Origin of the sequence: Rhizobium sp. 11_C7_N12_5 (assembly GCF_051811145.1) — a bacterium.
GTDB classification, from domain to species: Bacteria; Pseudomonadota; Alphaproteobacteria; order Rhizobiales; family Rhizobiaceae; genus Rhizobium; species Rhizobium lusitanum.
Window position 1 is genome coordinate 536,290 of record NZ_JBPWPY010000001.1, and the last position, 11,640, is coordinate 547,929.

Annotated in this window: 8 protein-coding genes and 1 tRNA gene; 5 read left to right on the plus strand and 4 right to left on the minus strand. The window is 63.1% G+C overall.

Annotated elements, in window-relative coordinates:
- The first annotated feature begins 142 nt into the window (after positions 1–142).
- The 3 genes from AB8B29_RS02575 to ppdK all read left to right on the plus strand — a co-directional run bounded on the left by AB8B29_RS02575 (position 143) and on the right by ppdK (position 7,939).
- The gene (locus AB8B29_RS02575; protein ID WP_113119256.1) at positions 143–3,604 is read left to right on the plus strand and encodes a chromosome segregation SMC family protein; all 3,462 of its coding nucleotides are present in this window, start codon (positions 143–145) and stop codon (positions 3,602–3,604) included.
- A 134-nt stretch (positions 3,605–3,738) separates the two neighbouring features.
- Entirely contained in the window at positions 3,739–5,064 is a 1,326-nt protein-coding gene (locus tag AB8B29_RS02580) for a hemolysin family protein (protein ID WP_037193502.1), read from the plus strand.
- Between the two features lie 208 nt (positions 5,065–5,272).
- Complete coding sequence (gene ppdK / locus AB8B29_RS02585; protein WP_047638867.1) at positions 5,273–7,939, plus strand: pyruvate, phosphate dikinase; 2,667 nt, start codon at positions 5,273–5,275, stop codon at positions 7,937–7,939.
- A gap of 128 nt (positions 7,940–8,067) precedes the next feature.
- On the opposite strand, the gene AB8B29_RS02590 is transcribed toward ppdK, so the two are convergent.
- On the minus strand, positions 8,068–8,349 hold the full coding sequence (locus AB8B29_RS02590; protein ID WP_037193513.1) for a hypothetical protein: 282 nt from the start codon (positions 8,347–8,349) through the stop codon (positions 8,068–8,070).
- Positions 8,350–8,442: 93 nt separating this feature from the next.
- On the minus strand, positions 8,443–8,859 hold the full coding sequence (locus AB8B29_RS02595; protein ID WP_113119283.1) for a hypothetical protein: 417 nt from the start codon (positions 8,857–8,859) through the stop codon (positions 8,443–8,445).
- Positions 8,860–9,101: 242 nt separating this feature from the next.
- Between AB8B29_RS02595 and AB8B29_RS02600 the strand changes: the two genes are divergently transcribed.
- Positions 9,102–10,037, plus strand: a complete 936-nt coding sequence (locus AB8B29_RS02600; protein WP_113119255.1) for a DUF1499 domain-containing protein — start codon at positions 9,102–9,104, stop codon at positions 10,035–10,037.
- 6 nt (positions 10,038–10,043) lie between these two features.
- Here the strand turns inward: AB8B29_RS02600 and AB8B29_RS02605 are convergent, their stop codons facing one another.
- Both AB8B29_RS02605 and AB8B29_RS02610 read right to left on the minus strand, forming a co-directional pair.
- The gene (locus AB8B29_RS02605) at positions 10,044–10,952 is read right to left on the minus strand and encodes an MBL fold metallo-hydrolase (RefSeq protein WP_113119254.1); all 909 of its coding nucleotides are present in this window, start codon (positions 10,950–10,952) and stop codon (positions 10,044–10,046) included.
- Positions 10,949–11,251: a cupin domain-containing protein gene (locus AB8B29_RS02610; RefSeq protein WP_113119253.1), complete on the minus strand. Its 303-nt coding sequence runs from the start codon at positions 11,249–11,251 to the stop codon at positions 10,949–10,951. The genes AB8B29_RS02605 and AB8B29_RS02610 overlap by 4 nt, the downstream gene beginning before the upstream one ends.
- A gap of 156 nt (positions 11,252–11,407) precedes the next feature.
- On the opposite strand from AB8B29_RS02610, the gene AB8B29_RS02615 reads away from it, so the two are divergent.
- Positions 11,408–11,482 (plus strand) — tRNA-Gln (locus AB8B29_RS02615).
- The last annotated feature ends 158 nt before the right edge of the window (positions 11,483–11,640 follow it).

The following is an 11,640-nucleotide window of genomic DNA, read 5'->3' on the forward strand; positions in this document are numbered from 1 at the left end:
CTGCTTTCTATCACCTCCCCCTCCAGGGGGGAGGTAGCGAGGAACCCGCCGGTGGCGGTGATTTCTGGGGTGAACGCAGGATCGCCCCACCTCGAACCTTCGGTCCGACCCACCCCCTCAAGGGGAGGGTGGAGATCAGCCTATGAAATTCAACAGGCTTAGACTGGTCGGTTTCAAATCCTTCGTAGAGCCGGGGGAATTCGTCATCGAGCGCGGCTTGACTGGCGTCGTCGGGCCGAACGGCTGCGGCAAGTCCAATCTGGTCGAAGCGCTGCGCTGGGTGATGGGCGAGAATTCCTACAAGAACATGCGCGCTTCCGGCATGGATGACGTCATTTTCTCCGGCTCCGGCAACCGTCCTGCCCGCAACACCGCCGAAGTCGGCCTTTATCTCGACAATAGCGACCGCACGGCGCCGGCCGCCTTCAATGATAGCGACGAGATCCAGGTGACGCGCCGCATCGAGCGCGAGCAGGGCTCGGTCTACCGCATCAACGGCAAGGAGGCCCGCGCCAAGGATGTGCAGCTTCTCTTCGCTGACGCCTCGACCGGGGCGCGTTCGCCATCCATGGTCGGGCAGGGGCGCATCGGCGAGCTGATCCAGGCCAAGCCCCAGGCACGGCGGCAGCTGTTGGAAGAGGCCGCTGGCATTTCCGGCCTGCATTCGCGCCGTCATGAGGCCGAGCTGCGCTTGCGTGCGGCCGAGGGCAATCTCGAGCGCCTGGACGATGTGACCTCGCAGCTCGAAAGCCAGATTGAGAGCCTGAAGCGTCAGGCGCGTCAGGCCAGCCGCTTCAAGATGCTATCAGCCGATATCCGCGCCCGCGAAGCCATGCTGCTGCATATACGCTGGGTGCAGGCGAAGGAGGCCGAAGCCGAGTCCGACAGTGCCCTCAATCAAGCGACGGTGTTGGTTGCCGAAAAGGCACAGATCCAGATGGAGGCGGCGAAGGCCCAGGGCATCGCCAGCTTCAAGCTGCCCGAACTGCGCGAGGACGAGGCGAAGGCTGCTGCTGCGCTGCAACGGCTGCAATTCGCCCGCAACCAGCTGGAAGAGGATGCTAACCGCATCCTGCGCCGCCGCGACGAGCTGACCCGCCGGCTGGCGCAACTGGCCGAGGATATCAGCCGCGAGGAGCGCCTTGTCGCCGACAACGCCACGATCCTTGCCAGGCTGGACGCGGAAGAAGCCGATCTTGCCGAGACCCTTGCCGATTCCGGCCGTCTTGCAGAGGAGACACGCGAGGCGTTCGAGGAGGCTGCCGCAAAGCTCGCCGATAGCGAACGGATCTTCGCCGCGCTGACGGCCGAGCGTGCCGAGGCCGCAGCCGCCCGCAACCAGCTTGAACGCGCCATCCGTGATCTAGCCGACCGCAAGATGCGGCTCGAACGCCAGGCCGACGAGGCGAACCGCGAGCTTGCCGCCATCGACGAGAAGATGGCCGATCTGCCCGACCCCGACGAAAAACGCAGCATGGTCGAGGCGGCCGAAGACGTCGTCGCGGAAGCGGAAGCCGCAATCCAACTCGTGGAAACGGCTCTTTCCAAAGCGCGCGAAACCGAAGCCCTGTCGCGTGGACCGGTCGAGCAGGCGCGGGCGGCGCTGAACGCGCTTGAAACGGAAGCGCGCACCATTTCCAAGATGCTGGCGGCGGGCGACACGTCTGGCGCCTTTTCGCCGGTTGCGGAGGATCTGCGCGTCGATCGCGGCTTCGAGATTGCGCTCGGGGCGGCGCTCGGTGATGATTTGGAATCGCCTCTTGATCCCCAGGCGCCGATTTATTGGTCCGACAATGGCAGCGGCGCGACCGATCCGGCCCTGCCTGACGGAGCCGTGCCGTTGATTTCACATGTCGGTGCGCCGGCAGCATTGACGCGGAGCCTGCGTCAGATCGGCATCGTCGCGGCGGGCGACGCTGAGCGGCTGATGCCGGCGTTGAAGCCAGGGCAGCGGCTGGTCACCAAGGATGGGGCGGTGTTCCGCTGGGATGGCCATGTGACCGGAGCCGATGCGCCGAGTGCCGCGGCCCTGCGGCTGGCGCAGAAGAACCGCCTTTCCGAACTGGAAGCCGAGGCCGAGCTTGCACGCGACGTGCTGATCGAGGCTGAAGAGCATCTGTCGGCCGCCGCGGAGGCGATCCGGGCGGAAGAGGGGCGTCTGGGCACCGCCCGCGACGCCAGCCGGCTTGCCGCCCGTCATCTCGCTGAAGCCCGTGAAGCCTTGGCTGCGGCCGAGCGCGCGTCCGGCGATCTCATCCGTCGCCGGGATGTGATCGTCGAGGCGGTCAGCCGGCTGCGGGAGCAGCTCGAAGACGTGGCGATGCAGGACGAAAATGCCCGCATCGAGCTGGAAGATGCGCCCGATCTCGCAGCCATCGATCTGAAGTTGAATGCCCAGCAGGCTGAAGTCGCGACCGATCGCGGCATCTTGGCCGAGGCCCGCGCCCGCCATGAGGGCCTGAACCGGGAAAACGAGGCGCGGCAGCGGCGCATCCTGGCGATCCAGCAGGAGCGGGATACCTGGCGCCAGCGCGCCGCCAGCGCCGAGGAGCATATCCAGACGCTGCGCGACCGCGAAGAGGAAGCGCGTGACGAGGCCGCCGAGCTCGATCTCGCGCCGGATGAATTCGATGACAAGCGCCGCGCGCTGATGAACGAATTGCAGAAGGCCGAGGAGGCGCGCCGCGTGGCCGCCGACCGCCTGGCCGAAGCGGAGACCGTTCAGCGCGAGGCCGATCGGCACGCGGCTACAGCACTGTCCGAACTGGCGGAAAGCCGCGAAAAGCGCGGCCGTGTGGAGGAGCGGCTGGCGTCCGCCCGCGAGCGCCGGCAGGAGAGCGAGCTGCGCATTCGCCAGGCCCTGAACGTCGAGCCGCATGAAGCGCTCCGGCTCACCGGCCTGTCGGCGATGCAGAGCACGCCGGATTTGCGCGAAGTCGAGCGCGAGCTGGAACGGCTGAAGATCGAGCGTGAGCGCCTGGGCGCCGTCAACCTGCGCGCCGAGGAGGAGAGCCGGGAACTGAGCGAGCGGCTGCAGGCGCTGATCAAGGAGCGCGACGACGTCATCGACGCCATCAGGAAGCTGCGCGGAGCGATCCAGAGCCTCAACCGCGAGGGCCGCGAGCGCCTGATCGTCGCCTTCGACGTCGTCAATGCGCAGTTCCAGCGGCTGTTCACGCATCTCTTCGGCGGCGGCACGGCCGAGCTTCAGCTCATCGAATCCGACGATCCGCTGGAAGCGGGCCTGGAAATTCTCGCCCGCCCGCCGGGCAAGAAGCCGCAGACCATGACGTTGCTGTCCGGCGGCGAGCAGGCGCTGACGGCCATGGCGCTGATTTTCGCCGTATTCCTCACCAATCCCGCGCCGATCTGCGTGTTGGACGAAGTGGATGCGCCGCTCGACGACCACAATGTCGAGCGCTACTGCAATCTGATGGACGAGATGGCCGCATCGACCGAGACGCGTTTCGTGGTGATCACCCACAATCCCATCACCATGGCCCGCATGGATCGCCTCTTCGGCGTGACCATGGCCGAGCAGGGCGTGTCACAGCTCGTCTCCGTCGATCTGCAGACCGCCGAGCGGCTGCGCGAAATCGCCTGAGCGCCTTTCCACGGGCAAGAAAACGGGTCTGATATCGACAAGAAATTGCGGTGTCGGCTGCCGTGCAGCCGTAAAGCGTGATAGCTTTGTTTTCGATCAACAATATGTGGCGCTAATCCGCCCGGAAGGGAAGCATGTCTGGATCTGGTGGCGGTATTTTCGATTTCTTCGGAATACTCGCCGTGCTGCTGCTCGTTGCCGCCAACGGTTTTTTCGTCGCGGCGGAGTTTTCTCTCGTTTCCGTTCGTCGCAGTCGCGTGACGGAGCTGGTTGCCGAAGGGCGGATGAACGCCAAGTCGCTGCAGAAGGCGGTCGACAATCTCGACGCCAATCTGGCGGCCACGCAGCTCGGCATCACGATTTCCTCGCTCGCACTCGGTTGGGTCGGTGAGCCGGCGCTCGCCCATCTTCTGGAGCCGCTTCTCGATTTCCTTCCCGGAGCATGGGCCGCGGCCAGCTCGCATGCGATCGCCGTCGTCATTTCCTTCGTCATCATCACCGCGCTCCACATCGTGCTCGGCGAACTCGCTCCGAAGAGCCTGGCATTGCAGCGCAGCGAGGATACGGCCCTCGGCGTGGTGCGGCCGCTCGGTCTTTTCCTCTTCCTGCTGCGTCCCGCGATCACCGTCCTTAACGGCCTTGGCAATCTGGTCCTGCGTCTCTTCGGGCTGCGGCCTGGGACTGGCGAGGGCTCGCTGCATTCGCCCGCCGAGATCAAGCTTTTGATCGCCGAAAGTCAGGAAGCCGGCTTGTTGGAGCCAGCCCAACAGGATCTGGTCGAACGCATCTTCAACATCGGCAATCGCGATGTCTCCAACATCATGACGCCGCGGCTGGAGGTTGATTGGATCGATGCCGACGATACGCCGGAGGAAATGCAGAAAACCATCCGAGAAAGCCGTTTCGAGCAGCTTCTGGTCGCCCGCGGATCGATCGACGAGCCTATCGGCATGATCCTGAAGAAGGATCTTCTCGATCAACTGCTGAACGGCGAGCCGCTGAACCCGATGGCCGTCATCCGCCAGCCGCTGGTCGTGCACGAGGCGACGGCGGTGTTCAAGGTGCTCGAAAGCTTCAAGCGCGCACCCGTGCGCCTCGCCATGGTCATCGACGAATATGGCAGCCTGGAGGGCATCGTCACGCAGACCGACCTCCTGGAAGCGATCGCCGGCGATCTGCCCGATATGGATAACGAGACGCCCGATGTTGTCGAGCGCGCCGACGGCTCATTGCTGATGGAGGGCATGATGCCGGTCTATGACGCCTTTGCGAGGCTCGGTCTGCGCGAGGGCGAGGAAGACGTGACATTCCATACGCTCGCGGGCTTTGCTCTTTACCAGTTCGGCCACCTGCCCGACGTCGGCGAAAGCTTCACCTTCGGCGGCTGGCATTTCGAAATCGTCGATCTCGATGGGATGCGGATCGACAAGATTCTGGCGCGGCGGGAGGCGGGGGCTTAAACGCCGGCCGACGGCAGCGACGAAATACCGCTTGCCCACCCTCTCCCTCGCTTTTGGAATGGCCGGAAGGCCTCCGATTTCGATCAATCGATTGAAATCGGGAGCCTGTGGGTCATATTTATTGTGCAGCGCAACATTTTGCCGCATTTGTCGATTTTCATTTGCCGCTCAATGAATTAAGTTCAACCCTAGGAGTTGGACGGGGACAATGACGAAGTGGGTCTATACATTCGGCGGCGGCAAAGCCGAGGGAGGCGCCGGAGACTTTGAGAGGCTCGGCGGCAAGGGTGCCAATCTTGCCGAAATGTGCAGCCTCGGCCTGCCGGTTCCCCCTGGCCTGACGATCATCAGCGAGGCCTGCTCTTTCTATTACAAGAACGGCCGTAATATTTCCGATGAGCTGAAGCCACAGGTCATGCAGGGCCTGAAGCAGATGGAAACCATCACGGGGCGCAAGTTCGGCGATACCGAGCGGCCGCTATTGGTCTCCGTTCGCTCGGGTGGTCGCGCCTCCATGCCCGGCATGATGGATACCGTCCTCAATCTCGGTCTCAACGATGCCACGGTGCAGGCTCTCGGCCACGATGCCGGCGACGCGCGTTTCGCCTGGGACAGCTATCGCCGCTTCATCCAGATGTATGCCGATGTCGTCATGGGACTCGACAACGAGGTCTTCGAAGAGATCTTGGAAGATGAGAAGGCCCGTTTCGGTCACGAGTTCGATACCGATCTTTCCGCCGTCGAATGGCAGCACGTGGTCTCCATCTACAAGACCGTCATCGAGGAGGAACTCGGTGTGGCCTTCCCGCAAGATCCGGAGGTTCAGCTCTGGGGCGCCGTCAGCGCCGTCTTTTCCAGCTGGATGAACCCGCGCGCCGTCACCTATCGCCATTTGCACAATATTCCCGAGGCCTGGGGCACGGCCGTCAACATCCAGGCGATGGTGTTCGGCAACCTCGGCAATGCCTCCGCGACCGGGGTGGCCTTCACCCGCAATCCGTCGACCGGGGAAAAGGAGCTTTACGGCGAATTCCTCGTCAACGCGCAGGGAGAGGATGTCGTCGCCGGCATCCGCACGCCGCAGAGCATCACCGAAGCCGCCCGCATCGCTTCCGGCTACGACCGGCCGTCGATGGAAAAGGTGATGCCGGAGGCGTTCGCCGAATTCCGCCGCATCTGCGCGCAGCTGGAGACGCATTACCGCGACGTCCAGGATCTGGAGTTCACCATCGAACGCGGCAAGCTCTGGATGCTGCAGACCCGAGCGGGCAAGCGCACCACCAAGGCGGCGATGAAGATAGCCGTCGATATGGTCGGCGAGGGGTTGATCACGGAAGACGAAGCCGTCACGCGCATCGATCCGACGACGCTCGATCAGCTTTTGCACCCGACCATCGACCCGCGCGTCCGTCGTGAGGTCATCGGGTCCGGTCTGCCCGCCTCACCGGGCGCGGCCACCGGCGAGATCGTCTTCACGGCCGAGGAGGCGATCATCGCCGAAGAGGAAGGCCGAAAGGCTATTCTCGTGCGGATCGAAACGAGCCCGGAAGACATTCACGGCATGCATGCCGCCGAAGCGATCCTCACCACGCGCGGCGGCATGACCAGCCACGCCGCCGTGGTCGCCCGCGGCATGGGCATTCCGTGTGTCGTCGGCGCCGGCACCATGCGCATCGATATGCGCAATGAAAAGCTGATCGGCATCGGCGTCACGTTGAAGAAGGGCGACATCATCACCATCGACGGATCCACCGGCCAGGTGCTGAAAGGCGAGGTGCCGATGATCCAGCCGGAATTGTCCGGTGATTTCGGGCTCATCATGGCCTGGGCCGACCGGTCGCGGCGCATGACAGTGCGCACCAATGCAGACACGCCGGCCGATGCCCGTGCGGCGCGCTCATTCGGCGCCGAAGGCATTGGTCTTTGCCGCACCGAGCACATGTTTTTCGAGGGAGACCGCATCCATGTGATGCGCGAGATGATCCTTGCCGAAGACGAGGCGGGGCGCCGCGCCGCCCTTGCCAAGCTGATGCCGATGCAGCGGCTCGATTTCACTGGCCTGTTCACCATCATGCATGGCCTGCCTGTAACCATCCGCCTGCTCGATCCGCCGCTGCACGAGTTCCTGCCGAAGACGGACGAGGAAATTGCTGAGGTTGCCGGAAGCATGGGCATGGAGCCGGCTATTTTGCGCCAGCGCGTCGATGCCTTGCACGAGTTCAACCCCATGCTCGGCCATCGTGGTTGCCGGCTGGCGATTTCCTATCCCGAGATCGTCGAGATGCAGGCGCGAGCCATCTTCGAGGCGGCGGTTCTGGCGGCGCGCGAGACGGGTGCCCCGGTCGTGCCCGAGATCATGGTGCCGCTCGTCGGCCTGCGCTCGGAGCTGGACTACGTCAAGGCGCGGATCGACGAGGTGGCCCGCGCCGTCATGTCGGAAGCCATGATGAAGATCGATTATCTCGTCGGCACGATGATCGAGCTGCCGCGCGCGGCGCTGCGCGCCCATATCATCGCCGAGGCTGCCGAGTTCTTCTCCTTCGGCACGAACGACCTGACTCAGACCACCTTCGGCATGTCGCGCGACGATGCCGCCGCCTTCATCCCGACCTATCAGCGCAAGGGCATCATCGAGCACGATCCGTTCATATCGCTCGATTTCGACGGCGTAGGGGAGCTCATCCGCATCGCCGCCGAGCGCGGCCGCCGCACACGCAACGACATGAAGCTCGGCATCTGCGGCGAGCATGGCGGCGATCCCGCCTCCATCCATTTCTGCGAGGATATCGGGCTGGACTATGTGTCCTGCTCACCCTTCCGCGTGCCGATCGCGCGGCTTGCGGCAGCACAGGCGGCGATCAAGGGGCGAGCCTGATTCTCTGGAGCATTTCCAGGAAAAGTGCGCAGCAGTTTTCCGTCCGGAATGCGTAAAAACAAGAAGATAGATCGTTTTCGCGATTCGGAGAAAAGCGGAAATGCGCTGATGGCGGAACGCCGCGCCGCTCAGCGGCGCCAATAGCCGCGGTTATGGTAATATCCCGGTCCGCCGACCACGATTGTCGGTCCCCAGAAGAAATCATCATTGCTTTCCATGAAGGCACGCTGATCCGCGCGTCGGCTAAGATCCTGATTCATCAGGCAGTTGGCGAAATTTTCCGAGCCGCGCCGAAAACCGTAGCTGCCGCATCTGGCTTCGTCCGCCGCGCGAATCTCCTCCGCCGTCTGGCAGGAAGAGAGCACGAACGTCATGGCGAGAAGGGAGAGTACGGGAGCGACGATACGCATGACCTGATGTCCTAAACGCAAATATGCAGACGCGAATTATAGCGCCGCGCGGTGCCGCGCGAAAGGCCTATCATCGGTTGCCGGCGCGAATGCTCAGGCAGCTTCTCTCGGTTTTTTCGGCAGCCGCTGCAGCAGATCGACGAAGGCATCGGCGAAACGCAGCAGATGCTCGGTTTCCTCATCCGGTTGCAGCAGGCGGATTTCCGCGCCGTCTTCATCGAGAGCCGCAAAGAGGGTGCGCATCGCCGCGTCTCCTTCGGGAATCCTGATGACAGCCAACCTGCGGCAATCCGGAATCAGCCCCGCGGCGGGAAGATCGAACAGAAAGTCGCCGCTCACGGCCGAAGCTGCGCTTCGCACGGCCTCGCAGAAGGAGGCCTCGCCACCGGAAAAACCTTCGAGCGAAAGTTCAAGCTCGAGAAGTTCGAGCGGCAAGGTCGGCTCGACTGCATCGGCCGCGGCAATGGCCGCTCCCGGCAGCGGCTTGGCAGCGATGTCTTTGGAAAGCATCGGTTCCATCTCATCAAGTCCTTTCACAGCCTCGATAAAACACTGGAAGAATGGCCTTTTTTAGGAATTTAAGCAAGCGCTCACATTTTTGTTCTAGCCGTTACTGGCTTCAGCTCTGACAGGACATTGCTCGTCGACGCCATGACATTCGATTTATTTTCGCTGTTTCTTGTTCTAAACATAGATCGCTTTCCGGGATTCGGTGCATCCGGCTTCCGATCCGACGCGCCGATGAGCCCTTGATGACCATTCGCTTCGACCGTCCCGTTTCACATGCCGCCCGCGCCGGGCGTTTGATCGCGTCCTTTGCGCTGGTGCTTTGCGGGGTGACCTTGATCGGTCATCGTTTCGGACCGTTGGAAACGCCTTATTTCGTGCTGCTGCTGTTGATCTCCGCCGGCTGTGCCGCCCTGGCGGTAGTGCTTGCGATGCTCGGCCTTGCCCAGCTCTGGCAGAGCGCCGCCATCGGCGGCGTCTCAGCCGTCAAGGCACTCATCTATGCCACCTTGCCCTTGGCTATCGTCGGTTACGGCGCCGAGCGCTATTGGACCCGGCCCCCGATCTACGAGATATCGACCGATCTCAGCGACCCGCCGGAGTGGCTGGCGACGCCGGATGCCAGGCAGATCTGGCTGCCGGCACGCCATCTGGTGACGCAGCAGGAGCGCGATGCGCAATCTGAAGCCTATCCGGCCCTGATCAGCCGCCGCTACGAAGGGGCCACCGACCGGGTATTGGAGGCGGTGCGCAAGGTTGCGAGGGACAGTCATATCACCATCGTCAAGGCCGATGGCGCCGATGTCGCCGACCCGAACGGCAATGCGAAGCCGAGGCACCGTACCCGCCCGCAGAACACCGGCCCGGCACAGGACGACAGCACCACAGTCGGTGACGTGCCCGATATCGTTCCGGTGCCGAAGCCGCGCCCCCTTCGGGATGGCGTGGCCGATCTGATCCGTCAGAACACGGACGTTGTTCTGCAGGGGGCGACCCGCACCCGCATTTTCGGTCTCCCATGCGATGTGCTGATCCGTCTTCGCGAGGAGGCCGAGACGACGCTCGTCGATATCCGCGTTTCCTCCCGCTACGGCCAGAATGATCTCGGCGTCAGCGCCGATATGGCGGACGGCTTTCTGAAGGCGCTGGATGCGGAGCTGCTCGGGATCGCCGGAGGCTGACGCGACTCAGGCGGGTCTATACGCTCCGGTGAGCGCCGGCGGCCCGTCGGTTTCCACCCGGCCTTTTTCCACGAGATCTTCGAGATGCGCCAGCACCGAAAGCGCCGCCGCGCCGTGGAGACGCGGGTCCGTATCGCGATAGATGGCTTTCACCATGTCGAGGATCAGCCGGTCGCCGGCCTTGATGCGCTCCAGTACGGCGCGTTCGCGCATGCGGCGATGGGTTCTCAAGCCGCGCATGAAAGAAGCGGGTTCCCTCACTGGGCCACCATGGCCGGGCAGAAACAGGCGATCTTTTCGAACAAGCAGCCGCTCGAGCGAGGCCATGTAATCGGCCATCGAACCGTCCGGCGGGGCGACGATCGACGTCGCCCAGGCCATGACATGATCGGCCGAAAAGAGGATGCCGCTGCCTTCAAGCGCAAAACAGGCATGATTGGCCGTATGGCCGGGTGTCAGCAGCGCGGTCAGCTGCCAGCCGTCTCCCGAGACGCTTTCGCCGTCAGCAAGCACGATATCCGGCCGGAACTCCATATCGGAGCTTTCGGCGAAGGGATTGACCTCGCCCTGATAGAGCGGCCGCGCAGCGCGATGTGGCCCTTCGCCGACCGTGAGCGCCCCCGTCGCCTCTTTCAGCCGCCTTGCGAGCGGCGAGTGATCGCGATGGGTGTGGCTGACGAAGATATGCGTGACCTCGCGCCCCTTCAGTGCCGTCATCAAACCGGCAAAATGCTCCTCGTTCTCCGGTCCGGGATCGATGACCGCCACGGACGAGCCGCCGACGATGTAGCTGTTGGTGCCATGAAAGGTGAAGGCGCTGGGATTGTTGACCGTCATCCGCTCGATGCCGGGCGCAACGGGAACAGCGCGGCCATAGGCCGGCTCGAAAGCAAGGTCGAAGTCGGGCGTGCTCATGATTGCTTATATTCGATTTCGATAAAGGACATCGGCTCGGCGCCGGCATTGACCACATTATGCTCGACGCCGGCCTCGCGCCGGTAGGCGGCACCCTTGGCCATGTCGACGCGCCGGTCACCGCCAGGCTCTTCCAGAAGAAACCGGCAATCCGTCATCGGCACCACGACATAGCCGAGGCCATGCACATGATGACCGGTGTCGGCGCCTGGCTCGAAATCCCAGCGGGTGATGCGCACGACAGCATCATCGAGAAGCACGGTCGGGACAGCCGGCGGGCGGGCGCGAAACTGGCTCATCGGATCTCCTGATTGGATTGCAGTGCGGCAAGACCTATCATAGCGACCCGAGAAGCGCACAGAAATATGCATCCACGCGCAACTTAGTGATTGTGGCCGGATGCGACCTTTGCTAATCAGACGCCGATTTGGCTGAGTTGCGGCCACTTCCTCTGTTGGGGCGTCGCCAAGCGGTAAGGCACCGGTTTTTGGTACCGGCATTCCCAGGTTCGAATCCTGGCGCCCCAGCCATATATCTCTGGGTCCGTTCCGGCTATTGTCTTGTAGAACACAAGGGCAGTCTTTCTTTAATTTATGAAGGAAATTCGCTCGAGAAATCCCAGTATCCGCTCCCCTTTATTCCCAGCGCTTAAATATTGTTTGACCATTTTCAGACACTCTCATCGCCA

Coding starts and splice junctions, on each gene's coding strand:
- AB8B29_RS02575 (WP_113119256.1), top strand. CDS start 143: ATGAAATTCAACAGGCTTAGACTGGTCGGTTTCAAATCCTTCGTAGAG.
- AB8B29_RS02580 (WP_037193502.1), top strand. CDS start 3,739: ATGTCTGGATCTGGTGGCGGTATTTTCGATTTCTTCGGAATACTCGCC.
- ppdK (WP_047638867.1), top strand. CDS start 5,273: ATGACGAAGTGGGTCTATACATTCGGCGGCGGCAAAGCCGAGGGAGGC.
- AB8B29_RS02590 (WP_037193513.1), bottom strand. CDS start 8,349: ATGCGTATCGTCGCTCCCGTACTCTCCCTTCTCGCCATGACGTTCGTG.
- AB8B29_RS02595 (WP_113119283.1), bottom strand. CDS start 8,859: ATGCTTTCCAAAGACATCGCTGCCAAGCCGCTGCCGGGAGCGGCCATT.
- AB8B29_RS02600 (WP_113119255.1), top strand. CDS start 9,102: ATGACCATTCGCTTCGACCGTCCCGTTTCACATGCCGCCCGCGCCGGG.
- AB8B29_RS02605 (WP_113119254.1), bottom strand. CDS start 10,952: ATGAGCACGCCCGACTTCGACCTTGCTTTCGAGCCGGCCTATGGCCGC.
- AB8B29_RS02610 (WP_113119253.1), bottom strand. CDS start 11,251: ATGAGCCAGTTTCGCGCCCGCCCGCCGGCTGTCCCGACCGTGCTTCTC.